This is a genomic window from Paracoccus sp. (in: a-proteobacteria) (genome assembly GCF_030538755.1).
Lineage (GTDB): Bacteria > Pseudomonadota > Alphaproteobacteria > Rhodobacterales > Rhodobacteraceae > Paracoccus.
Window position 1 is genome coordinate 76,657 of record NZ_JAUNTJ010000002.1, and the last position, 23,791, is coordinate 100,447.

The window sequence follows — 23,791 nt, forward strand, 5'->3', positions numbered from 1 at the left end:
TTCTCCCTGTTATGAAACGTGATCGGCGGCCGCGCGGTACAGCGCGAAACGCTGTTCCGCCACGGTGCTGCGCTGCATGGTCCGCCGTGCGGCATTGTCCACCGGCGGCAGGTCTTGCCAGTGATGGCAGGCGGTCTGGTGGCCTTCGCCCGTCAGCGCCGGATGTGTGTTGGCGCATATTTCAGTCGCGTGGAGGCATCGGGTGTGAAATTTGCAACCGGCGGGCGGGTTGGCGGGCGAAGGAATATCACCGCCCAGATGTGCCGTCGCCTGACGCGCACCCGGAACCGGCACCGGGATCGCCGACAACAGCGCGCGGGTATAGGGATGGCGCGGCGTGGAATAGAGGCTTTCCGTATCAGCCAGTTCGACCACCTCGCCCAGATACATCACCGCCACGCGGTCGGCCATGTGGCGGATCACGGCCAGGTCATGGGCGATGACGATCAGCGTCAGGCCGAAATCGTCTTTCAGATCCTCAAGCAGGTTCACGATCTGCGCCTGCACCGAAACATCCAGCGCGGAAACGGGTTCGTCCCCGATCAGCAGCTTTGGCCCCGATGCCAAGGCGCGCGCAACGCAGATGCGCTGACGCTGACCGCCGGAAAACTCGTGCGGGTAGCGGTCGGCGTGTTCGGGGCGCAGCCCGACCTTTTCCAGCAGCGCGCGCACCCGCGCCCGGCGTTCGCGGCGCGACAGGCCGGAATGAACCATCAGCGGCTCGCCCACGATGGTTTCCACCGTCATGCGCGGGTTCAGCGAGGAAAACGGGTCTTGAAAGATGAACTGCAATTCCGACCGCAACGCCCGCATATCGGATGCCGAAAGCCCGGTCAGGTCGCGCCCCTCATAGGTAATTTGCCCGTCGGACGGGTCGATCAGCCGCAGCAACAGACGCGCCAGGGTGGACTTGCCACAGCCGGATTCGCCGACGATGGCAAATGTTTCGCCACGGCGAATATCCAGATCGACGCCATTCACCGCATGGATGATCGTCGGCGCGGACAACAGGCCACCGCCGGTTTCAAAGCGCTTCTCAAGGCCGCGCGCCGTCAGGATCGTATCGGTCATGCCGCCCCCACGATGTGCTGTTCCAAAGGTGCGCGGATGCAGGCCCATTGGTGGCCCGCCTCGCCGGTCTGCATCGCCGGGCGCGCGGCGTTGCAGGCGTCGATGACAAAGGGGCAGCGGCTGGCAAAGCGACAGCCGGGCGGCATTGCCTCGGGCACGGGAACCGCGCCGGGAATGGTCATCAGCCGCGCCGCGCCGCCCTGCCGGCGCCCGCCAAGCGCGGGCATCGACCCCATCAGCCCCAGCGTATAGGGATGCTGCGGTTCCCCAAAGATCTGCGCGGCAGGGCCGCTTTCGACGACGCGCCCGGCATACATCACCGTCACCTGATCTGCGATTTCCGCCACCACGCCCAGATCATGGGTAATCATCATCAGCGCGGTGCCATATTCGGCCTGCAATTCGCGCATAAGATCAAGGATCTGCGCCTGAATGGTCACATCCAGCGCCGTTGTCGGCTCATCCGCGATCAGCAGCGCCGGATCATTGGCCAGCGCCATCGCAATCATCACCCGCTGACGCATCCCGCCCGAAAGCTGGTGCGGGTAATCGTCCATCCGCTTTTCCGCCGCAGGCATCCGCACCCGGCGGAACATCTCCAGCGCCCGCTTGCGCGCTTCGCCATGCGAACATCTGCGATGCCGGCGCACGGCCTCGGCGATCTGATCGCCGACGGTAAAGACCGGGTTCAGGCTGGTCATCGGTTCCTGAAAGATCATGGCCATGCGGTTGCCGCGCAGTTCCTCGATCTCGCGCGTGGATTTGGTCAGCAGATCCTGGCCGTTGAACAGCACCTGCCCGCCGGTGATGGTGGCCGCGCGTTTGGGCAGCAGACCCATGGCGGCCAGCGATGTCACCGATTTGCCGCAGCCCGATTCCCCCACCACGGCCAATGTCTGCCCCGGCATGATCGACAGGCTGACCCGGTCGATCAGGTCGATGGGCTGGCCGCGAAACCGGATCGACAGATCGCGCAGTTCCAGCACGGGCGTGTCAGATGTCATGGCCGGTCGTCTCCTCGGTGGCATAGCGCAGGAACACGCGCTGAAGGCTGGTCAGGTGATCGCGCATGGCAGCGGCGGCGGCATTGCCGTCGCCCGAGGCGATGGCGTCCAGAATGGTGTGATGTTCGTCGATCACCGGCTGAATCGTCCCGGCATGGCGGCGCGCGCGCAGGCGGATGCGGCGCATCCCTTCATCATAGCGCCAGCCGTTGATCTGATCGAACAGCGCCAGCAGGATCGGATTGCCCGCCGCAGCCGCAATTTCGCGGTGAAGCGCGCTGTCCCACAGGTCCGCGCCATCCACGTCTTCGGCAGCGGCAATCCGATCCGCAAAGCTTTTCATGCGCGTCAAGGCATTCGGCACATGGCGCAGAGCCGCAAGACGCGCCAGGGCCGGTTCCAGCATTAGCCGCGCTTCTACCATGTGGATCAGGCTGGCAGGGCTGGCAGGCATCGTCTGCTGCCTCATCGCCGGTGATGGGGGCGTAACCGCCGGCGTGGGGCCAAGATAGGTGCCAGACCCATGCTTGCGCCAGATCGCGCCCTCTGCCTCAAGCACTTCCAAAGCGCGGCGAATGGCCCGACGCCCCTTGCCCAGACGCTCGGCCAGTTCGCGTTCGGTCGGCAATCGCCCGGTTTCCTTGCAGGCCACCTCGGTCAGCAAGGTGCGGATCTGTTCCAGCGCCTTGGCCGAACTTTCCGGCAAATCAGCCTTGGGCAGGCCATCTGTCAGGGCGGAACCACTTTGCATTGGTTCAGCGTAAAGGTTCGGGACCACTTTACAAGCATTTTATGACGGTTCGCCGCGGCGATCTGCCGTGCAGGTGCTGGCCCGTGCGGCGGTTGGGGCCTGTCCCCCGTCAATGCTGGCGCGCCCCGCTGCCTGATGCATCCGTGCCACGCGCGCTTCGGCATCGCGCAGCATATCGGGGAGCGCGGCGGTTTCGGGCAGGTTTTTCCAGTATTTCAGCGGCATTTCCGACCGCATCGCCCCAAGCTTGACCCGCGCGGGGTTGAAAATATTGGTGAAATACGTCACCCACAGCGCGGCCGAGGCATCGCTGGGCAGATCTGGCCGTGGCCCACCGGGCAAAAAGGACAGCGCGCCATCGTGAAACTGTGCGGTCAGGCGCGGAGTGGCGATCATCCAGTCCATATCGGCAAAGCGGTTCACAAAGAATGTGCTGCCCGGTTCCAGCGTGTTGTGATCGGGTTCGAACCATGCGGCAAAGCGGCGGCGCACGCCCTTGGACGGCAATTCGTGAAAGCGCACAAAGGCGTGCATTTTGTGAATGTCGCGCCGAACCGATTTTGCCAGCATATTCAGGCGGTGGCCCAGCGGATCGGCAGGGCCAAGCGGATCACCCTCGCGCCGGTCAAGACGCCACAGGGCCTGATACAGCAGTGCCAGCCGTTCCGGTGCGGAATGCCAGATGACCGAACCGGCCAGCTTCAGAAAGGCCGCCGGCACACGCGCCTGATGCGGCCCCGGCGTGTCGGGCAGCGGATCGGCGGCAAACAGACCCTGCGTGCCGCTCCAGTCGATGTCGGGGGGCGGGATGCGGTGGCTGATCGCGATGCGCGCGGCGCGGCGCCACGCCCCGAACATGCCGCGATCTGGCAGGGTGACGGCGTGGCTCATAGCAACTGCAACTGTTTCGGTGCCGGGGCAAAGCGGGCGCGCAGATCGGCACTGTCGGTCAGCGCACGGGGCGACCAGCCCGGCAGACTGATGAAGGGACGGGCTTTTTTCATCAGCGCCCCCATGCGCGCAAGGTCTTCATACCGCAGCGCGCGTGACCGGCGCGCGGTCAGGATACGGTCCACCGTTCGCGTGCCAAAACCCGGCACCCGCAGCAGCAATTCCCGCGCCGCCGTGTTCACATCCAGCGGAAATACCCCGCGATGCTGCAAGGCCCAGGCCAGCTTGGGGTCGATGTCCAGATCCAGATGACCGGCAGTGGTGCCGGTGGCGATTTCTTCGGCGGTAAAGCCGTAAAACCGCAGCAGCCAGTCGGCCTGATACAGCCGGTGTTCGCGCAGCAAAGGCGGCTGGATCAGCGGCAGCGCCTGCGAGGCGTCGGGGATGGGCGAAAAGGCCGAATAATACACCCGCCGCAGCTTGTAGCCCGTATAAAGCCGGGCCGAGCTTTTGAGGATCGTCACGTCGTCGCTGTTATCCGCGCCGATAATCATCTGCGTGCTTTGCCCGGCAGGCGCAAAGCGGGGTGGGCGTTTGCCCGTATGGCTGCGATCCTTGGCGGCCTCGCCCTCGACCCGGACCTGCGCCATGGCCGAGCGGATCGTTTCGGGGCGCTTTTCGGGGGCAAGCTGGCGCACGCTGGCATCTTGCGGCAGTTCGACATTGATCGACAGCCGGTCGGCATAAAGCCCCGCCTCGCGGATCAGATCGGGGCTGGCGTCGGGAATGGTTTTCAGGTGGATATAGCCGCGAAAGCCATGCTGCTGCCGCAAGACCCTGACGATATTGACCATATCTGCCATGGTCTGATCCGATGACCGGATGATGCCGGATGACAGAAACAGCCCCTCGATATAGTTGCGGCGATAGAATTCCAGCGTCAGGCGCACAACCTCGTCCACGGAAAAGCGCGCGCGTTCGACATTCGACGACGCCCGGTTGATGCAATAGGCGCAATCGAAGATGCAGAAATTCGTCATCAGGATTTTCAGCAGGCTGATGCAGCGCCCGTCTGGTGTGTAGGCGTGGCAAATGCCGCTGCCCCCGGATGACCCCAGACCGCCCTTGCGGGAATCGCGCCGTTCGCCCCCGGATGACGCGCAAGAGGCGTCATATTTGGCCGCGTCGGACAGAATCGCCAGCTTTTCCTGAAGGGTTTTGACCATTCCGGGATTGTAGATGTTCGCGAAATGTTCGTCAATTCGCCTCTGCGCGTCGGGTCTGATGCGGGACGCCCGGCGCGAAACCGGGCGTCCCACCAAACGCTATCCGCCCAAGGCCCGCACCAGCCCCAGCGAGATGAAGGGGAAGGCCACCAGAAAGACGATGCGGATGATGTCGCTGACCAGAAACGGGATCACGCCGCGGAAACTGTCCCACATCGGCACATCGCGGGCCAGTCCGTTGATGACAAAGACGTTCATCCCCACGGGCGGAGTAATCAGCCCGACCTCGACCACGACGACGGCAAGGATGCCGAACCAGATCAGGGTTTCTTCGCGGCTTAGCCCGAAATCGAGTCCGGCGATGATCGGGTAAAAGATCGGGATGGTCAGCAGCAGCATGGACATGCTGTCCATCACGCAGCCCATGGCCATATACAGCAGCAGGATCGCCACCAGCACCAGCATTGGTGACAGCCCCGATTCCGCGATCATCTGCGCGGCCAGAAACGGCGTGCGCGTGGCCGACAGAAAGGCGTTGAACATCTCGGCGCCCAGCATGATCAGAAAGATCATGCCGGTGATCTTGGCTGTGCCTTCCAGACAGCGGATCAGCCCCTCCAGCCGCATTCCGCCGTGCAGCACGGCCAGAACGAAGGTGCCGCAGGCGCCGACGGCGGCGGCCTCGGTCGGGGTGAACCAGCCGCGATACATGCCGATGATGACGACCAGAAAAATCAGCGCGATGGACCAGGTTTCGCGGATCGCGGCCAGTTTTTCCCGCAGGCTGGCGCGCGGGCCGGCGGGGCCTGCGCCGGGATGACGCCGCACATACACCGCAATCGCCAGCATATAGCCCAAGGCCGCCAGAATGCCGGGGATCATCGCGGCCACGAACATCTTGGCAATGCTTTGTTCCGTCATCAGCGCATACAGCACCAGAATGACCGAGGGCGGGATCAGGATGCCCAGCGTGCCGCCAGCGGCCAGTGCCCCGGTGGCCAGCCCGCCGGAATAGCCATAGCGGCGCATCTCGGGCAGGGCGACCTGACCCATGGTCGCCGCCGTCGCCAGCGACGATCCGCAGATCGCGCCAAAGGCGGCGCTGCCCCCGATCGAGGCCATGGCCAGCCCGCCCCGCCTGTGGCCGATAAAGGCGGCGGCGGCACGATACAGCGCCCGGCTCATCCCGGCGCGGGTGGCGAATTCGCCCATCAGCACGAACAGCGGGATGACCGACAGCGAATAGGTGGAAAACTGGTAATAGGTGCTGGTTTTCAGATAGGCCAGCAGCGGCGTCAGCCCGTTCATCAGGCCATAGCCGGTCACGCCCACGGTCAGCATCGCCACCGCAATCGGCACCCGCAGCGCCATCAGCACCAGCAGCACCGCAAACCCGGTCAGCCCGGCGGAAATCCCGGTCATACGCGCCCCCATGCCATGCGCAGATGGCCGATCATGGTGAAAACCGTGGTGACGATCAGCAGGCTGAAGGCCGGAAAGATGATGACAAAGCTCCACCAGATCGGGATGCGGCGGATCATCGTCTGTTCGTTATACTGATGGAAATCCATCGCGCCGTGCCACAGCCGCCACAGGATCAGCCCGCCGATCAGCGCATAAATCAGATCGCCGACCGCTTCGAGCATGTGGTTCAGCCGTGGGCTGGCGCGCATGGTAAAGAAATCGACCAGCACATTGCCGCGGGTGATCTGGCACCACGGCAGGAAACAGAACACGGTGATGGCGCAGGCCAGTTCGACCATTTCGAAATCGCCCGCAATCGGGGCACCCAGCAGGCTGCGGCGGGTGATGCTGATGACGGTCATCAGCATCATCGCCATCAGCACCGCGCCCCCCGCAATCGCAAAGGCGCGGGCAAGGCCAAGCAGCCAGCGCGGCACCGGCACGGGCAGCCCCTTTTCCTGTGGCGGGCCCTGGTCTGCGGGGGCCGTCTGGTCTGCGCCGGTCATGGTCTGTTACTCCTGCGCGGCGTCCAGCATGGCGCGGGCGGCGTCCAGCATGGCCTGACCGTCATGGCCCGCCGCGTTCATCTGCGCCACCCATGCGTCGATCACCGGCTGCGTCGCCGCGTGCCACGGCTCAAGGTCGGCCTCGGGGATGACGCGGATCGTGGCCCCGGCATCGACGTATTTCTGCCGCTCTTGTTCCTCGACCCGGTCAAAGGCCGCGCCCGCCCGTTCGGCCAGCGCCGCGCCCGAGTTTTCGTCCAGAATCGCGCGCAGATCATCGGGCATCGCATCGTATTTCGCCTGATTCATCACCAGCGCCATGACCGCCGTGGCGATCCCGCCGTTTTCGATGCCGATTTCGGTGTGTTCGCGGGTGATTTCCTCGACCCGCAGCGAACCCACCACTTCCCACGGGATCACGGCGCCGTCGATGACGCCGGTGGTCAGCGATTGCGCCACCTCGGGGACGGGCATCCCCACGGCGGTTGCGCCAAGCGCGTTCAGCCCGTCGGTCATCGCGCGCGACGGGGCGCGGATCTTCAGCCCGGCCAGATCGTCCAGCGATTCGATGCTGGCGCTGACGGTGTGGAATTTATAGGCCGAGGGCGCGTGCAGCATCAGCGTGTGCACCCCCGCCAGTTCCTCGGTCAGGTATTGCCCCTGAAATTCCTGCAAGGCCGTGGTGGTCGCCACGGCGGTCGAGGCCATGAAGGGCAGCTCGAACACTTCGGCAATCGGGAACCGCCCCGGCGTATAGCCCAGCAGCGTCCACGACACATCCACCACGCCGTCGCGGGCCTGATCGAACAGTTGCGGCGGACGCCCGCCCAATTGCATCGAGGGATAGATCTCGACCGCGATGCGCCCGCCCGATTGTTCCTCAAGCGCGGCTTTCCACGGTTCCAGCACTTCGGTCTGGATCGGGGCGGCGGCTGACAGGAAGTGGTGGACGCGCAGCGTCACCTCTTGCGCGGCAAGGCCGGTGCTGCCTGCCAGCAGCGCGATGGTCGTCAGAATTGCGGTTTTCATGGTTGTTCCTCCCTGATGTCGAATATGCCCGCACTAGTAGGGCAGACCCACATAATTTTCGGCAAAAGCCCTTTGCTGCGATTCATTATCACGCAGGAATGCAATATCCGCCTGCTGCATCTTCAGATCGAACGGGCTTTGATCGGGAAAGCGGTGCAGCAGCCCGCTGAACCACCAACTGAACCGTTCCGCCTTCCAGACCCGCAGCAGCGCCTGTTCGGAATAGCGGTCCAGCGCCTGATCGTCGCCGTCGTGATAATGCTGGCGCAGGCCGTTATACAGGTAATGCACGTCGCTGGCGGCGGTGTTCAGCCCCTTGGCCCCGGTCGGTGGCACGATATGGGCGGCATCGCCGCACAGGAACAGACGGCCCCAGCGCATCGGCTCGGTCACGAAGGATCGCAGGGGCGCGATGGATTTTTCGATGGTGGGACCGGTTTGCAGGCGCTCGGCGATATGGGGCGGGATACGGCGGCGCAGTTCCTGCCAAAAGGCCGTATCGGTCCAGTCGCCGGGGCTGTCAGACAGCGCGCATTGGATATAATAGCGCGACAGGTTTTCATTGCGCATCGAACACAGCGCAAAGCCCCGGTCCGAACTGGCATAGATCAGTTCGTCATGCACCGGAGGGGTGCGCGACAGCACACCCAGCCAGCCAAAGGGATAGGTCTTTTCGTATTCGCGCCGCACCGTCAGCGGAATCGCCTGCCGGCTGACGCCGTGAAAGCCGTCGCATCCGGCGATAAAGTTGCAGTCGATGCGCTGTTCGCGCCCGCTCTGGGCAAAGGTGACATAAGGCGCGTCGCTGTCGGCCCCGTGAATCTGGACGTGATCCACCTCGAATATCGTGCGGGCACCGGCGGCGTCGCGGGCGTCATACAGATCGCGCGTCACCTCGGTCTGGCCGTAAACGATGACGGGTTCGCCGGTCAGGGCCTTGAAATCAATGTGGAACATGTCGTCGCCAAAGGCGATCTGCGTGCCGTCGTGAACAAAGCCCTCGCGGTGCAGCCGCTCGGCGACACCGGCCTGTTCAAGCAGCCGCACCATGCCGGTTTCCAGCACCCCCGCGCGGATGCGCGACAGCACATAATCGCGGGTCTTGCGTTCCAGCACCACCGCATCAATGCCCTGCCGGTGCAGCAACTGCCCCAGCAGCAGGCCAGACGGGCCACCCCCGATGATAACCACCTGACAGCGCATGATCTCCTCCATCCTGCCAGAATGACCTGCGAAAATCCGCAGGTAAATTGAGATATTCGGCAGCTTGATTGCTGGTTTTGGTAACTGACGATTATCAGGCAGGGGCGCGGGTCAGCGCCGCCCGCCCGTTCACCCCGTTCAGATCGGATAGTGGATCGGGCCGTCCTGCAACGTGATCCAGCGCAGTTCAGTGAATTCGTCGATGCCCCAATTGCCGCCGAACCGGCCATAGCCTGACGCCTTGACGCCACCAAAGGGCATCTGCGCCTCGTCGTGGACGGTTGGGCCGTTGACATGGCAGATGCCGCTTTCGATGCGCCGCGCCACGGCCATCGCGCGGTTGACATCGCCGCCGAACACGGCTGCGGACAGGCCGTATTCGGTGTCATTGGCGACGCGCACGGCTTCGTCCGTTGATCCGACACGCACGACGGTGACAACCGGGCCGAAGGATTCTTCGGCATAAAGGCGCATGTCGGGTGTTACCTTGTCGATCAGCGTTGCATCCATGATCGTGCCGTCGATCCGCCCGCCTGCTGCCAGCGTCGCGCCCTTGGATGTGGCATCGGCGATCAGTTCACCCAGCCGTTCCGCCGCGCCGACATCCACGACCGAACCCAGCGGCGTTTCACCCCTGGCCGGATCGCCGGCAATCAGGGTTTTGGCCTTGGCGGCAAGTTTTTCCACAAAGGCATCCGCCACGGCATCCATCACAACGATGCGTTCGGTGGACATGCAGATCTGACCCTGATTCATATAGGCCCCAAAGGCCGCAGCCGCGACGGCGGCATCAAGGTCGGCATCATCCAGCACCACGAAGGGCGCTTTGCCGCCCAGTTCCAGCAGGGCGGGCTTCAGGTGTTTGCCTGCCGTTTCGGCGATGATCCGGCCCACGCGGGTCGAGCCGGTAAAGTTGATCCGCCGCACCGCAGGATGCGCGATCAGTTCACCCACGATCTCGCCAGCATCGGCGGGGGCATTGGACAGCGCGTTCAGCACGCCGGGCGGCAAGCCGGCCTCGATCAGGCATTGCGCGATCAGCCGGTGGGTGCGGGGGCACAGTTCGGATGTTTTCATCACGACGGTATTGCCGCAGGCCAGTGCCGTGGCCAGCGACCGCACGCCAAGGATGACGGGCGCGTTCCACGGCGCGATCGCCAGAACCACCCCCGCCGGTCGGCGGATGGCCAGCGCGGTGCTGCCGGGCCGGTTCGAGGGGATCACCTCGCCCTTGATCTGGGTGACAAGGCTGGCGGCTTCGCGCAGCATGTCGGCGGCCAGTGTCACGTTGAACATCGCCCAGCCCTTGGTCGCGCCAATTTCGGCCGCCATGGCATCGACAAATTCGGGGGCACGCTGTTCCAGAATATCGGCGGCCTTGCTCAGCAGTTTGCGCCGTTCCCTGGGGCTGGTGGCCGACCAGCCGGGAAAGGCCGCAGCCGCCGCATTGGCGGCGGCGCGGGCATCGGCGACGGTGGCAGCTGCCGCGCGCGTGGCAAGCTGGCCGGTCATCGGGTTCATCCGGTCAAAGGATTTCCCGTCCGAGGCGGGCCTGTCCTGGTTGTTCATCAGCAGGGCAAGATCCTGCATGGGCGTTCCTCCTCTTGGATCAGGCGGTCAGGCTGCCCGGTTATGTGCAGCCACCGCCAATCGTTCGCCGCTCCCTTTCCGGCAGGCCGAGGCTAGCGCAAAAGCCACGCTGGAAAGAATGAGAATTTCCCATGCAAACTTGTGTGTTTTGGCAATCTGTCTGGCTGGCGGCACTTTGCGCGGGCTTGTGTCTGGCGTGTGGCGGGAAACTTGCCTAAACCGCCCGCAACCAAACAGGAGCCGCCCATGCTGACGCTTTCGCTGATCGCCGCGCCATCGGTCGCCAATCTGGAATCGGCGCTGATCGACAGCCTGCGCCGGTCGTGGGGCGGGTCGGACATGCGCTGGCTGAACCCCGGCATTGCGGCCGAATTTCAGATGCCTGCCGTGCCCGGCGATCTGGATCAGGTGGCCGGGGATCTGCAGACCATCGGCATTGATCTGGCCGTCCAGCCCACCCATGCCCGGCGCAAGCGGGTGCTGCTGGCCGATATGGACAGCACCATGATCGGGCAGGAATGTATCGACGAACTGGCGGCGATGGCGGGTGTGGGCGACCGCGTGGCCGCGATCACCGCCCGCGCCATGAACGGCGAGCTGAACTTTCACGAGGCGCTGATCGAGCGGGTCGGCCTGCTGGCGGGCCTGCGCGAGACCGTCATTCAGGATGTGCTGGACAGCCGCATCACCCTGACGCCCGGAGGGCCGGAACTGGTGGCGACGATGCGGGCGCATGGGGGCTATGCGGCGCTGGTGTCGGGCGGGTTCACCGCCTTTACCGGCGCGGTGGCGGCGGCGCTTGGGTTCAATGAACACCGCGCCAATACGCTGCTGGCCGATGATGGCGTGCTGACCGGCCATGTCGCCTTGCCGGTGCTGGGGCGCGAAGCCAAGGTCGAGGCGCTGCATCAGATCACCGCTGCGCGCGGGCTGGTGCCTGCCGATGTGATCGCGGTGGGGGATGGCGCCAATGATCTGGGGATGCTGGCCGAGGCAGGCACCGGCGTTGCCCTGCACGCCAAGCCGGTGGTCGCCGCGCAGGCGCAGATTCGCATCAACCACGGCGATCTGACCGCGCTGCTGTATCTGCAAGGCTACAGCGCCGCCGAATTCGTCAGCCCGGCGCGGTAATTGGCGGCGCGCCCCGCCCGCGCGCGGGGTCAGCCGCGCAGCATGGCGGTGATTGTGGCGGCGGGGGCGGCGATGGCCTGCGCCGCGCCGGTTCCGGCCCAGAACGCGCCATAGCTGGTATCGCCCGCCCCGGATGCCGCCGCGTGCAGCGCCTTGCCTGCCGAATATGTCACCGGGTAATCGGGCGCGTCGCGGTCGTCCATGGCGGTAAAGCTGTTGCGCAGACAGCGTGCCGGGCGGCCTGAAACCGCGCGGGTCATCTGCGTTTCGCCACCTGCCAGCGCGGCGCGATGGGCGGGCGGGGCGGCAGATTCATCGGCGTTCAGATAGGCGGTGCCGCATTGCACGGCCACCGCGCCCGCATCGCGCGCGGCCTGCGCATCCGCCGCAGACATGACGCCCCCCGCCGCGATCACCGGCACGCCGACGCGCGCCAGTTGCCGCACCAGATCCAGCGTCGGCAGGCGCTCGTCAGGGCCGTTGGGGTCAAAGATGCCGCGATGCCCGCCCGCCTGCCAGCCCTGGGCCACCAGCGCATTTGCACCTGATCGGGTAGCCAGCCGTGCCTCGGGGTCTGATGTGGCGGTGACGATCAGGGTCGCGCCCATTTCCTTGATCGCGGCGATCTGGTCGGCGCGGGGCAGGCCGAAATGGGCGGATACGACGGCGGGCCGGGCCTGAATCACGGCGCGGAACATGGCGTCATCGACGCGAAAGCTGGTGTAGGGGGCGCTCAGCCCTGCCGGGGGTTCGGCCCCTGCGGCGGCAAAGGCCGGGCGCAGGTGGTCGATCCACGCCGCCTCGCGCGCTGGGTCGCGGCGGGGCGGGGTGTTGCAGAACAGGTTGACGCCGAACGGCCCGTCCCACCGCGACCGCAGATCGGCCATGGCCGCGCTGGCTGCCGCCGCATCCAGCGCGCCAAAGGCCAGCATCGGAAAGCCGCCCGCCTGCGCCACCGCCGCCGCCAGAGCCACGGTCGAGCTGCCCGCCATCGGAGCCTGAATCACCCGGTATGATGCGAAATCCATCCGTTCCCCCTGTCTGCTTGCGGGCAGTATGGCACCGCTGCAACCGGCCTGAAAGCCGGGTTTACATTCCGCCCCGGCGGGCGCATGTGGCGATCATGTTTGAAGTAACGCTCGATCTGGCTGTGATGTTGATCCTTGCTGCTTTTGCGGCGGGATTTGTGGATTCCATTGCGGGCGGCGGCGGGCTGATTACGGTGCCGGCGCTGCTGCTGGCCGGGGTGCCGCCGGCGCAGGCTCTGGCCACCAACAAGGTGCAGGGCGCGTTCGGGGCGGCGACGGCGGCGGCCAGCTATGCCCGCGCGGGGCTGGTCGATCTGCGCACGCAGGGCGGATCGGCGCTGATCGCGGGTGCGGCGGGGGCACTTGGCGCGGCGCTGGTGTCATGGCTGCCGGTGCAGGCGCTGAACTATATCCTGCCGGCGATCCTGCTGGCGATTGCGGCGTTTTTCGCGCTCAAGCCGGGGCTGAACGATCTGGACCGCGCGCGGCGCATGGGGGCAGGGGTTTTCGCCGCAACCATCGTGCCGCTGATCGGGTTCTATGACGGGCTGATCGGGCCGGGGACGGGCGCGTTCTTCATGCTGGGCTTTGTGATGCTGGCGGGTTACGGCATCCTCAAGGCGACGGCGCATACCAAGCTGCTGAACTTTGCCTCGAATATGGGCGGGCTGATCGCCTTTGCCATCGCGGGCGCGCCCTTGTGGGCCATCGGTCTGGCCATGGGGGTGGCGCAGGTGGCGGGGGCGTGGCTGGGGTCGCGTCTGGCGGTGCGCATCGGGTCGCGCGTCATCAAGCCGCTGCTGGTCGTCACCTCGACCGCGCTGGCGCTGCGGCTGATCTGGCGGCTGATCGCGGAATAGAAACCGGCGCCCCCTCTGCCCAGGGGGCGCCGGACGGGAAGGCAGCGGAACAGCGCCAAAAGCGGGGACAAGACCCTGCGTCCGCATGGGCATTCAAGCACGCGGACGCAAATCTTTCGTGACAGATCAGCCCGGAAAGCCCGGCGCGCGGCGCAATTCGCCCGTCACGATGCCGCGCCAGTTCTTTTGCGGGCCGGTCAGATAGGTGGCGACCACCGGGTGATCGGCATCCAGCAGCCCCAGATGCACGAGAATCGCGGTGATCGCGGCCTCGGACGCGCGGGTGCCGCCATCCATGATCTTCAGCGCGACGCCCAGGCCCTGGTCGGGGGCGATGGCGACGAACACCGCCTCGGCCCCGGTTTTCACCGCGACGCGGCCGCCCATGGCGCGCATCAATGCGGTGCAGGCGCGCCCCTCGCCCGCGACCAGTTCGGGAAAGGCGCACATGGCCTGCACCAGCCGTTCCATGGCGCGACCGCGCGAATCACCCTGCGGAGCGGCAAAGGCCGCCATGGCGCGGGCCAGCCCGGTGACGGTGCAGGCGTGATTGGGTGCCGAACAGCCGTCGATGCCAAAGCCGGGGCTGGTTTCGCCTGTGACATCTTCGAAAGCGGATTTGATCGCGGTCTGAACCGGGTGGTCCAGCTCAATATATTCGCTGCCGCCCTTCAGGTGCTGGTTCAGCGTCAGAAAGCCGGCGTGTTTGCCCGAGCAGTTGTTGTGCAACTGACAAGGCGATTCACCCGAGCAGGTCAGGCGTTTGTTTTCATCCTTGTCGGCGGGCATATGCGATCCGCAGCGCAGGTCGGTTTCGGCCAGCCCGCGCGCGGCCAGCCAGTCGGCCACGCGGCGGGTGTGGATTTCCGCGCCGTTATGGCTGGCGCAGGACAGGGCCAGTTGTTCGGCGCTTAGCCCGGCGGCATCGGCCGCGCCCGATTCCAGCAGCGGCAGGGCCTGGATCATCTTGCACGAGGATCGCGGAAAGATCACCGCCCCCGGATCGCCCCATGCCGCGACGATCCCGCGCGTATCGGCCACCACCGCATGGCCCTGATGCACGCTTTCGCGCATCCCGCCCCGCCACAATTCGATCAGATCGGCTGGCGCCATCACATCCCTCGTTTTCTGTCTGTTCCTGACATTCGCGCGATTTACCGCCAAGGGGCCTTTCTCGCACGACAAAAATTGCGCTATTGTTGCGCGGGGTGGTTGAAAACGCCACAGCAATCAGATTCAAAGCCGGGAAACAGGCGAATTTGGCAGGAGACCAGAGCATGAAGATCACCACGCTGCGGGGCATGACCGCCATCGCGATCCTTGCCGCAGGCATTGGCGCGGCACAGGCGCAGGAATCCACGAATGTCGTTGCCACCGAGGGCGACTGGACCGTGTTCGCCGCCGACAGCCCGCGCGAATGCTGGGCGGTGTCGCCTCCGCGTTCGTCGGTGAATACCCAGAACGGCAATCCGGTTGACGTGCGCCGGGGCGATATTCGCCTGTATGTCGCCTATCGTCCCGGCCAGCAGGGCGAGGTCAGCTTTAGCGGCGGCTATCCCTTTGCCCCCGACTCGACCGTCGAGGTGGATGTGGGCGGTGCCAAGTTCAACCTGTTCACCGAAGGCGAAAGCGCCTGGACCGGCAGCGCCGATGACGACGCGCGGCTGATTTCCGCCCTGCGCGCCGGTGCCACGGCGGTTGTGTCGGGCCGGTCGTCGCGCGGGACGCGGACGGTGGATACCTTCAGCCTGGCCGGGATCACCGCTGCGACCAACACCGCCCGGTCGCGCTGTCAGTAACCGGAGCGCCCGAAGGCCGGGGGTTTTCCACCCCCGGACCCCCGAGGATATTTTTCGGACCAAAGATGGGGGCCGGTTGAAAGAGCGGCCCTTTTCGCGTATATCCGGGTCTTTCCGCTAAAGAATCCGGTTTGCCTATGTCTGCCCCGATTACTCAGGATGTTGTGACCATCCCCCGCAAGCTGCCCGAAGGCGGGCGGGTGAATATTGTCGGGCTGACGCGCGATCAGTTGCGCGATGCGCTGATTGCCGCCGGAACGCCGGACAAGCAGGCCAGAATGCGCGTCGGGCAGATCTGGCAATGGGTGTATCATTGGGGGGTGCGCGATTTCGGGCAGATGACCAATCTGGCCAAGGATTACCGCGCTTTGCTGGCCGAGCGGTTCGAAATTGCCGTGCCCGAGGTGGTGACGCGGCAGGTCTCGGCCGATGGCACCCGTAAATATCTGCTGCGCATCGCCGGCGGGCACGAGGTCGAGGCGGTGTATATCCCCGAGGAAAACCGTGGCACCTTGTGCATCAGTTCGCAGGTTGGCTGCACGCTGACGTGCAGTTTCTGCCATACCGGCACGCAAAAGCTGGTGCGCAACCTGACTGCCGGGGAAATCGTCGGGCAGGTGATGGTGGCGCGCGACGATCTGGGCGAATGGCCGCAGCCCGGCGTGCCCAAGGATGAGACCCGCCTTGTCAGCAACGTGGTTCTGATGGGCATGGGCGAGCCGCTGTATAATTTCGACAATGTGCGTGACGCCATGCAGGTGGTCATGGACGGCGAGGGCATCAGCCTGTCGCGTCGCCGCATCACCCTGTCCACCAGCGGCGTGGTGCCCGAAATCGCCCGCACGGCGCAGGAAATCGGCTGTCTGCTGGCCGTGTCCTTTCACGCCACCACCGATGCGGTGCGCGACCGGCTGGTGCCGATCAACAAACGCTGGAACATCGACACGCTGCTGGGGGCGCTGCGGGACTATCCGCGTCTGTCGAACAGCGAACGGATCACCTTTGAATATGTCATGCTGGACGGCGTGAACGACAGCGACGACGACGCGCGCCGTCTGGTCAGGCTGATCCGTGGCATCCCGGCCAAGATCAATCTGATCCCCTTTAACGAATGGCCCGGCGCGCCCTACACGCGGTCGTCATGGGACCGGATCGAGGCGTTTGCCGACATCATCTACAAGGCCGGTTACGCCAGCCCCATCCGCACCCCGCGCGGCGAGGACATCATGGCCGCCTGCGGCCAGTTGAAATCCGCGACCGAGCGGGGGCGCAAATCGGCGGCGCAGATCGCCGCCGAACTGTAGGCTGCCGCGAAGGGTCTGCGCAGGAAACCCGGCGCGACGGGTTCCTGCCGGGCGTCAGTCGGGTCGCCCGGCGGCGTCGATGATGGCCACCGCCTCTTGCGCGGTTTCGACATAATGCATCAGGTCCAGATCCTCGTCCGAAATGGTGCCGGATTCGGCCAGCGCGCGCCAGTTGATGATGCCGTCCCAGAAATCGCGCCCGAACATCAGAACCGGCACCCGCCGCATCCGCTGGGTCTGGATCAGGGTCAGGGTTTCGAACAATTCATCCAGCGTGCCAAAGCCGCCGGGGAACACCGTGATCGCCCGCGCCCGCATCAGGAAATGCATCTTGCGAATGGCGAAATAGTGGAAATTGAACGACAGCGCCGGGGTGACATAGCTGTTGGGCGCCTGTTCATGCGGCAGCACGATGCCAAGCCCGATGGATTCGCCCCCGGCCTGCTGCGCGCCCAGATTGCCCGCCTCCATCACGCCGGGACCGCCGCCGGTGCAGATCACAAAGTCGCGCCCGCCGGACTTCAGGCTGCGCTCGGTCATCATCTGGGCAAAGATCCGCGCCTGTTCGTAATATTTCGCCAGCGCCGCCAGGGTCGGCGTGCGCGCGCTGCCCGAATCCTGCGGCGCGGGAATGCGGGCGCCGCCGAACATCACCACGGTCGATTCGATGCCATGTTCATCCATCAGCATCTGCGGCTTCAGCAGCTCCAGTTGCAGACGGACCGGGCGCAATTCCTCGCGCATCAGGAAATCGTGGTCGGTATAGGCCAGACGATAGGCGGGCGAGCGGGTTTGCGGCGTGTCGGCAATGCGGTTGGCGCGGGCGGCATCCTCGTCGCTGTGGGTCAGGGCGTGGGCGCGGTCGTCGTCCGGCGTCATCGGAACCTCTTGTTTTGCGACCCGGCGCATTGCACGGGCCTTTCCCCCCGCTTATAGCCCAAAACCAGAATTTGCCACCCGGAGACACGCCATGACCGCCGATCTTGAAACCGCCATCGAAGCCGCGTGGGAAAAGCGCGACCAGATCACCCCTGACACCAAAGGCAAGACCCGCGACGCGGTCGAGGAAACGCTGAACGCATTGGACAGCGGCACGCTGCGCGTGGCCGAACCGCGCGGGCGCGACTGGCACGTGAACCAATGGGCGAAAAAGGCGGTGCTGCTGTCGTTCCGCCTGAACGACATGGAAAAGCACGCGGGCGGCCCGCAGGGCGGCACTTGGTGGGACAAGGTGGACAGCAAATTCGCCAGTTGGAAGAAAAAAGACTGGCAGGCCGCCGGTTTCCGCGCCGTGCCGAACTGTATCGTGCGCAAATCGGCCTATATCGGCAAGGGCGTGGTGCTGATGCCGTCCTTCGTCAACCTTGGCGCCTATGTGGACGAAGGCACGATGGTTGACACATGGGCCACGGTCGGTTCCTGCGCCCAGATCGGCAAGAACGTGCACCTGTCGGGCGGCGTCGGTATCGGCGGCGTGCTGGAACCGATGCAGGCCGGCCCCACCATCATCGAGGACAACTGCTTCATCGGCGCCCGCTCCGAAGTGGTCGAGGGTTGCATCATCCGCGAAGGCTCGGTCCTTGGCATGGGCGTGTTCATCGGCAAATCGACGAAAATCGTCGATCGCGAAACCGGCGAGGTGATGTATGGCGAAGTTCCCGCCGGCTCGGTCGTGGTGGCAGGGTCGATGCCGTCGAAGAACGGCGTCAACCTGTATTGCGCCGTGATCGTCAAACGCGTCGATGCGCAAACCCGGTCGAAAACCAGCATCAACGACCTGCTGCGCGATTAAAGGCATTTTCATTTAATTTGAGGTATATCCGGCAGCTATGAGGGGGTTTCGGCATTTGTTCGGATTGAACATGTCCCGGATGTCACCAAGAGCGTCTTGCCCGGATCAATCAACGATCCGATAAATCCGCCGGTGTTCGGGGTGTTTGTCGGAAGTCACCACCAATCCGGGGCGCTTCGTCAGTGTCCCGGCTATGGCTCCGCGCACCGTGTGGAGGCTATATCCCAGCTTACCAGACGCAACACCTCGCGGGCAGCGGCACGCATGGCGGCATAGCCGATCAGACCGAGCCGTGCCGGCTCACGCCTCAGCAAGATATTCTCAGCGACGCTGAGGTTCGGGATCAGGGTGAATTCCTGATGCACCAAGACAATCCTTGCGGCCTCGGCAGGCACCGATTGGCCCTGCCGCAGCTTCACCAGGATGCAGATGGCCCGCGACGATCTTCATCAGCGTCGATTTTCCGGCGCCATTCTTGCCGACCAGCGCCAGCACTTCGCCTGCGCCGACCGTCAGGTCGATGCCGTTCAGAACCCTGTTTGGACCATAGGCATATGAAATTCTCACCCGCAACGGAAACGCTGATTTTCGAAGCATTGCAATAATTGTTGCGATTTACGGCGATCCGCGCTTTCTATTGCTGGAGAGGGCAGGGAATCACCTCGAGGAGGAAGTCGATGTCAGAGAATGCCAACCTTGCGGGGGCTTTCCCCGCTATGGGCCGAAAGCTGCGCCTTGGGGTCGTGGGCGGTGGAGCGGGGGCGTTCATCGGGCAGGTCCATGCGCGGGGTGCGCGGCTGTCGGACCGCTGGCAGATCGTCGCAGGCGCACTGTCCTCGCGTCCTGAGGTCGCAGTAGAATCGGGCCGCGACTGGGGGCTGGATCCCGATCGCAGCTATACCGACTGGCGCGAGATGGCGCAGGCCGAGGCGGTGCGACCGGATGGTATCGACGCGGTGGCAATCGCTGTTCCGAACCATCTGCATTTCCCGGTTGCCATGGCCTTTATGGATGCGGGCATCGACGTGATCTGCGACAAGCCGCTGGTCAACACGCTGGACGAGGCGCGGGCGCTGATCGACCGACAGCGCCAAACCGGGTTGATCTTTGGTGTGACCTATTCCTTCGCAGCCCATGCGATGGTGCGGCAGGCCCGGCAGATGGTGCGGGAAGGTGCCATCGGCAAGATCACGCAGATCCATGTCGAGTATTTCCAGGAAATGGCGCTGCTGCCCGCGGATGCCGCCTGGTCTGGCACGCCCTGGCGGCAGGAGCCGACCAAGGTGGGGGGTGCTGCGACCACAGCGGATATCGGCACCCACGCGCATCATCTGGCCGAGTTCGTATCGGATCTGCGCATGACTGAATTGCGGGCCGAGTTTCACAGGCTGGGGGCCGATCAGCCGCTGGAGGACACCGCCTTCATGACCTGCCGCTTTCAGGGCGGCGTGCCCGGCACGCTGTTGATTTCGCAGGCGGCGGCGGGGGCCAGTTGCGGGCTGCGCATCCGTATCTCGGGGACCGAGGGCACGCTGGAATGGGATCAGGAGAACCCGGAATACCTGCAACACCGCCCCTTCAACGCGCCGCATATCCGCATTTCGCGCGGCCATGGCGCAGGGATACTGTCGGATGCTGCGCGCTTCGTCCACATGCCGCGCGGCCATCCCGAAGCACTGTCGGATGCCTGGGGCAATCTCTACGAGGAATTCGCCATTGCCATAGAGGCCCGGCGTCAAGGGCGCAATCTGCCGGACGGGCTGCTGGCCTATCCTGGGCTGGAGGAGGGCGCTGCGGGCGTTGCCTTCATCCAGGCCGCGATTCGTTCGAATGCTGAAGGCGGGGCGTGGGTATCCTGCGCCGTTAATGACTGACGGAAGAATACAAGGAGGAGGAACCACATGAAACGGCTGATGATTACAACCGCTTTTGCAATGGCCGCATTCGGTGCGCAGGCGCAGGAAATCGGCGTTGCCATGGCGCAATTCGACAATAATTTCCTGACCATTCTGCGTCAGGGCATTGAAGAAGCGGGACGTGCAGAAGGCGTTACCTTGCAATTCGAGGATGCGCAAAACGATGTGCCCCGGCAGTTGAGCCAGATTCAGAATTTCATCTCGTCCGGGGTCGATGCGATCATCGTGGTCGCGGTGGATTCAGATGCGATTACCCAGATGGACAGGATGGCTGTCGATGCCGGGATCCCCATCGTGAATATTAACCGCGAGCCGCCGAATGTAGACGACCTTGGTCCGTTGCAGGCCTTCGTCGGTTCGCGTGAGGTCGATGCAGGCACGATTCAGGCGACCGAAGCCTGCCGTATGGTCAAGGAAAAGGTCGGTGACGGCGAGGCCACTGGCATGATCCTGGCAGGTGACCTGTTCATTCAGGCGGGACGCGTGCGGACCGAAACGGTGCAGGAATTCGTTCGGACGCCCGACTGCGATTTTGTGAAGATCGAGGATATGCAGGTCGCTGACTGGTCGCGCAGCAAGGCTTCGGATCTGGTTTCGAACTGGCTGACCGCCGGGCTGTCGCCGGATGTCATCTTTGCCAATAACGATGAAATGGCCATCGGCGCGGCTCAGGCCTTGAAGGCTGCGGCGGTTGATCCAGACGAGGTGGTCGTGGCGGGTATCGACGCGACACCGGATGCCTTGATGGCACTGAAGGCCGGAGATATTGATCTGACCGTTTTTCAGGATGCAGCAGGGCAGGGCCGCAAGGGAGTCGAGGTCGCCGCCGCCATGGCGCGGGGCGAGGAACTGGCAGAGCGTGCTGTTTATATCCCGTTCGAACTCGTGACCCCCGAGAATGTCGATGACTATCTGGCGCGCTGAAACCGGTCATCCCGCCATCCGGAGGGATCGCAGATGAGTCTGGCTGTTGGTGTGATCGGTGCCGGTGTGATGGGCGGGTTTCATGCCCGCCTCTTCGCCGAGGAGATTTCGGGCGCACGGCTGGTTGCGGTCTCTGATCCTGATCCGGCACGGGCAACTGCCGCCGCATATGGGGCGCAACTTTTCGACGACGGGTTAGCCCTGATCGAAAGCGATGCGGTCGAGGCGGTGGTGGTTGCCGCCCCGGACGCCGCCCACCATGAACTGGTCATGGCGGCGATCGGTCTGGGCAAGCCGGTGCTCTGCGAGAAGCCCCTGGCCTCGACGGTTGCGCAATGCCGCGAGATTGCCGATGCCGATGCGGGCCGCAATCTGGTCAGTCTTGGCTTCATGCGCCGCTTTGATCCCTCATATCGAGAGATGAAACGGGAACTGAATGAGGGGCGGATCGGGGCGCCCTTGCTGATGCATTGCGTGCATCGCAATCGTGCTGCGCCGCATTGGTTCGATGGCCCGATGATCGTCACCAACGCGATGGTGCATGAAATCGACATCTGCCGCTGGTTGCTGGACGCCGAATACACGTCGGCAAGCCTGACGCAGATTGGCGATGCCAACGATATGTTGCTGGCCGAGTTGCGCACGGATCGCGGGGCGGTAATCTCGGTCGAGATGTTCATGAACGCCGCTTATGGCTACCACGTCCATGCCGAGATCGTCGGCCGCGAAGGCGTTGTGGCCATGGCCGAACCGGCGCAGGTGCGTTTGCGGCGCAATGGTGCGATGCGGGCCGGATATTCGCCCGACTGGATCGGTCGATTTGCCGACAGCTATCGTTTGCAGGATCAGGCCTGGGTGCGGGCGAGCCGTTACGGTCTGCCCTGCGAGGACATGGCGACAGCCCGCGATGGTCTGCTGGCGACGGACTATTGCCAACAGTTGGTCGAGCATCTGCCAGCAGGCGGGGGGCTGCTGGCGCCCCTCTTGTAGATACGCAAAAAGAGCACCCGTTGCCATATTTCTCATCTGCAATTTTCATTGCAATCATATTGCAGAAGGGCTATGGTTAATGTCGAGGCAGGGAATCCCTGGCTCGTGGAGGTCAGGGGCAGGATGCGTGGGGCGCATCGCTCACGGCTCTTGGGCATGGCGGGAGGTCGTCATCAGGTCGGACTGGATGCGGCGGAACGGTGGTTCTGCCAACGGCTTGATATTGCCTTATCGCATCGAGGTTTTGGCTGCGTTCGACGCGAGAAGATCGGGCGGAGGTAACAGGAGGAGGAAAGACCCACATGATCACGAAAATTGCGACGGCTACCGCGTTCTGTGCGCTTATGACGGGGGCAGGCCATGCAGAGACCATTGGCGTTGCCATGTCGCTTTTTGACGACAACTATCTGACTGTGCTGCGCCAAAATATCCAGCGCCATGCAGGCGATCTGGGCGTCACGGTTCAGATGGAAGATGCCCAGGGTGACATCGCGCGCCAGCAGTCCCAGATCGAGAATTTTGTCGCTTCGGACGTGGACGGCATTATCGTGATGCTGGTCGATGCGGACTCGGGTCAAGCCATGTCGCGTATCGCCGAGCGGTCGGGTGTGCCCCTGGTCTTCGTCAACATGCTGCCTGCCAATATGGAGGAGTTCCCCGAGAAGCAGGCCTGGGTTGGCTCGGACGAGGAACAGGCGGGCGAATTGCAGGCGACCGAGATGTGCAGGCTGATGGGCGGCGAGGGTGAGGCCGTTATCCTGATGGGCCAGCTTGGCACCACCGGCCAGCGTGGGCGCACTGCGGCGGTCGAGCGCGTGCTGCAATCCGAAGAATGCGCGGGCATCAATGTGCTGGATTCCCAGTCGGCGAACTGGATGCGAACGCCGGCCCTTGACCTGATGACCAACTGGCTGACCTCGGGGATGCAGCCCGAGGCCGTGTTCGCGAATAATGACGAGATGGCGCTGGGTGCGATTCAGGCGCTGAAAGCCTCGGGGATTTCGATGGACAATGTGGTTGTCGGTGGCGTTGATGCAACGCAGGACGCTTTGGCAGCACTGGAAGCCGGGGATCTGGATGTCACCGTCCATCAATCGGCCAAGGGGCAGGGCGAGGGGGCGCTGGACACTGTTCTGAGAATTGCGCGGGGCGAAGAATTCGAACAACGCGTTGCCGTGCCCTTTGAGTTGGTAACGCCCGCGAATATCGCCGAATACAAGGAACAGAACTGATCTGAACAGGCGTCCGGCATCACGTCCGGGCGCCCGGACCTCAATCCCGGGGGTGACATCCCCTGATGGTCTTTCGGGGG

24 protein-coding genes are annotated in these 23,791 nt (G+C 64.3%); 9 read left to right on the forward strand and 15 right to left on the reverse strand.

What is annotated here, in order from left to right:
* Positions 1 to 9 precede the first annotated feature (9 nt).
* The 10 genes from Q4G14_RS01490 to Q4G14_RS01535 form a co-directional block, all read right to left on the reverse strand.
* Positions 10 to 1,071, reverse strand: coding sequence for an ABC transporter ATP-binding protein (locus Q4G14_RS01490; protein WP_303359950.1), 1,062 nt, complete (start codon positions 1,069 to 1,071; stop codon positions 10 to 12).
* Positions 1,068 to 2,075, reverse strand: a complete 1,008-nt coding sequence (locus Q4G14_RS01495) for an ABC transporter ATP-binding protein (protein WP_303359951.1) — start codon at positions 2,073 to 2,075, stop codon at positions 1,068 to 1,070. Before Q4G14_RS01495 ends, Q4G14_RS01490 begins: the two co-directional genes overlap by 4 nt.
* Positions 2,065 to 2,826, reverse strand: a complete 762-nt coding sequence (locus tag Q4G14_RS01500) for a FadR/GntR family transcriptional regulator (RefSeq protein ID WP_303359952.1) — start codon at positions 2,824 to 2,826, stop codon at positions 2,065 to 2,067. The genes Q4G14_RS01495 and Q4G14_RS01500 overlap by 11 nt, the downstream gene beginning before the upstream one ends.
* A 39-nt stretch (positions 2,827 to 2,865) precedes the next feature.
* A complete protein-coding gene (locus Q4G14_RS01505) occupies positions 2,866 to 3,717 on the reverse strand; it encodes a TIGR03915 family putative DNA repair protein (RefSeq protein ID WP_303359953.1) in 852 nt (283 codons plus the stop codon).
* On the reverse strand, positions 3,714 to 4,943 hold the full coding sequence (locus Q4G14_RS01510) for a putative DNA modification/repair radical SAM protein (RefSeq protein ID WP_303359954.1): 1,230 nt from the start codon (positions 4,941 to 4,943) through the stop codon (positions 3,714 to 3,716). The genes Q4G14_RS01505 and Q4G14_RS01510 overlap by 4 nt, the downstream gene beginning before the upstream one ends.
* Positions 4,944 to 5,042: 99 nt before the next feature.
* On the reverse strand, positions 5,043 to 6,365 hold the full coding sequence (locus tag Q4G14_RS01515; RefSeq protein WP_303360086.1) for a TRAP transporter large permease: 1,323 nt from the start codon (positions 6,363 to 6,365) through the stop codon (positions 5,043 to 5,045).
* Positions 6,362 to 6,913, reverse strand: coding sequence for a TRAP transporter small permease (locus Q4G14_RS01520; protein ID WP_303359955.1), 552 nt, complete (start codon positions 6,911 to 6,913; stop codon positions 6,362 to 6,364). Before Q4G14_RS01520 ends, Q4G14_RS01515 begins: the two co-directional genes overlap by 4 nt.
* 6 nt (positions 6,914 to 6,919) lie before the next feature.
* On the reverse strand, positions 6,920 to 7,942 hold the full coding sequence (locus Q4G14_RS01525; protein WP_303359956.1) for a TRAP transporter substrate-binding protein: 1,023 nt from the start codon (positions 7,940 to 7,942) through the stop codon (positions 6,920 to 6,922).
* Between the two features lie 33 nt (positions 7,943 to 7,975).
* Entirely contained in the window at positions 7,976 to 9,145 is a 1,170-nt protein-coding gene (gene pobA / locus Q4G14_RS01530; RefSeq protein ID WP_303360087.1) for a 4-hydroxybenzoate 3-monooxygenase, read from the reverse strand.
* A gap of 138 nt (positions 9,146 to 9,283) precedes the next feature.
* Complete coding sequence (locus Q4G14_RS01535; RefSeq protein ID WP_303359957.1) at positions 9,284 to 10,735, reverse strand: aldehyde dehydrogenase; 1,452 nt, start codon at positions 10,733 to 10,735, stop codon at positions 9,284 to 9,286.
* Between the two features lie 246 nt (positions 10,736 to 10,981).
* Here Q4G14_RS01535 and serB point away from each other — a divergent pair, with 246 nt between their 5' ends.
* A complete protein-coding gene (gene serB / locus Q4G14_RS01540; RefSeq protein WP_303359958.1) occupies positions 10,982 to 11,866 on the forward strand; it encodes a phosphoserine phosphatase SerB in 885 nt (294 codons plus the stop codon).
* A 29-nt stretch (positions 11,867 to 11,895) separates the two neighbouring features.
* Here serB and Q4G14_RS01545 read toward each other — a convergent pair whose 3' ends face one another.
* Positions 11,896 to 12,894, reverse strand: coding sequence for a nitronate monooxygenase family protein (locus Q4G14_RS01545; RefSeq protein ID WP_303359959.1), 999 nt, complete (start codon positions 12,892 to 12,894; stop codon positions 11,896 to 11,898).
* Positions 12,895 to 12,989: 95 nt separating this feature from the next.
* Between Q4G14_RS01545 and Q4G14_RS01550 the strand changes: the two genes are divergently transcribed.
* On the forward strand, positions 12,990 to 13,754 hold the full coding sequence (locus Q4G14_RS01550; protein WP_303359960.1) for a TSUP family transporter: 765 nt from the start codon (positions 12,990 to 12,992) through the stop codon (positions 13,752 to 13,754).
* A 126-nt stretch (positions 13,755 to 13,880) separates the two neighbouring features.
* Here the strand turns inward: Q4G14_RS01550 and Q4G14_RS01555 are convergent, their stop codons facing one another.
* Entirely contained in the window at positions 13,881 to 14,867 is a 987-nt protein-coding gene (locus Q4G14_RS01555; protein WP_303359961.1) for an asparaginase, read from the reverse strand.
* Positions 14,868 to 15,031: 164 nt separating this feature from the next.
* On the opposite strand from Q4G14_RS01555, the gene Q4G14_RS01560 reads away from it, so the two are divergent.
* The gene (locus Q4G14_RS01560; RefSeq protein WP_303359962.1) at positions 15,032 to 15,553 is read left to right on the forward strand and encodes an invasion associated locus B family protein; all 522 of its coding nucleotides are present in this window, start codon (positions 15,032 to 15,034) and stop codon (positions 15,551 to 15,553) included.
* 131 nt (positions 15,554 to 15,684) lie between these two features.
* The gene (rlmN, locus tag Q4G14_RS01565) at positions 15,685 to 16,857 is read left to right on the forward strand and encodes a 23S rRNA (adenine(2503)-C(2))-methyltransferase RlmN (protein ID WP_303359963.1); all 1,173 of its coding nucleotides are present in this window, start codon (positions 15,685 to 15,687) and stop codon (positions 16,855 to 16,857) included.
* Between the two features lie 54 nt (positions 16,858 to 16,911).
* Here rlmN and Q4G14_RS01570 read toward each other — a convergent pair whose 3' ends face one another.
* Entirely contained in the window at positions 16,912 to 17,736 is an 825-nt protein-coding gene (locus Q4G14_RS01570; RefSeq protein WP_303360088.1) for an LOG family protein, read from the reverse strand.
* A gap of 91 nt (positions 17,737 to 17,827) precedes the next feature.
* On the opposite strand from Q4G14_RS01570, the gene dapD reads away from it, so the two are divergent.
* The gene (gene dapD / locus Q4G14_RS01575) at positions 17,828 to 18,649 is read left to right on the forward strand and encodes a 2,3,4,5-tetrahydropyridine-2,6-dicarboxylate N-succinyltransferase (RefSeq protein ID WP_303359964.1); all 822 of its coding nucleotides are present in this window, start codon (positions 17,828 to 17,830) and stop codon (positions 18,647 to 18,649) included.
* Positions 18,650 to 18,754: 105 nt separating this feature from the next.
* Here dapD and Q4G14_RS15045 read toward each other — a convergent pair whose 3' ends face one another.
* Both Q4G14_RS15045 and Q4G14_RS01580 read right to left on the reverse strand, forming a co-directional pair.
* On the reverse strand, positions 18,755 to 18,877 hold the full coding sequence (locus Q4G14_RS15045) for a DUF3489 domain-containing protein (protein WP_368661288.1): 123 nt from the start codon (positions 18,875 to 18,877) through the stop codon (positions 18,755 to 18,757).
* Positions 18,878 to 18,970: 93 nt separating this feature from the next.
* On the reverse strand, positions 18,971 to 19,246 hold the full coding sequence (locus tag Q4G14_RS01580; protein WP_303359965.1) for an ATP-binding cassette domain-containing protein: 276 nt from the start codon (positions 19,244 to 19,246) through the stop codon (positions 18,971 to 18,973).
* A gap of 80 nt (positions 19,247 to 19,326) precedes the next feature.
* On the opposite strand from Q4G14_RS01580, the gene Q4G14_RS01585 reads away from it, so the two are divergent.
* The 4 genes from Q4G14_RS01585 to Q4G14_RS01600 all read left to right on the forward strand — a co-directional run bounded on the left by Q4G14_RS01585 (position 19,327) and on the right by Q4G14_RS01600 (position 23,711).
* Entirely contained in the window at positions 19,327 to 20,523 is a 1,197-nt protein-coding gene (locus tag Q4G14_RS01585; protein ID WP_303359966.1) for a Gfo/Idh/MocA family protein, read from the forward strand.
* A gap of 27 nt (positions 20,524 to 20,550) precedes the next feature.
* A complete protein-coding gene (locus Q4G14_RS01590; protein ID WP_303359967.1) occupies positions 20,551 to 21,489 on the forward strand; it encodes a substrate-binding domain-containing protein in 939 nt (312 codons plus the stop codon).
* Positions 21,490 to 21,522: 33 nt separating this feature from the next.
* Positions 21,523 to 22,479, forward strand: a complete 957-nt coding sequence (locus Q4G14_RS01595) for a Gfo/Idh/MocA family protein (protein WP_303359968.1) — start codon at positions 21,523 to 21,525, stop codon at positions 22,477 to 22,479.
* 383 nt (positions 22,480 to 22,862) lie between these two features.
* Positions 22,863 to 23,711, forward strand: coding sequence for a substrate-binding domain-containing protein (locus tag Q4G14_RS01600; RefSeq protein ID WP_368661246.1), 849 nt, complete (start codon positions 22,863 to 22,865; stop codon positions 23,709 to 23,711).
* Positions 23,712 to 23,791: the final 80 nt, after the last annotated feature.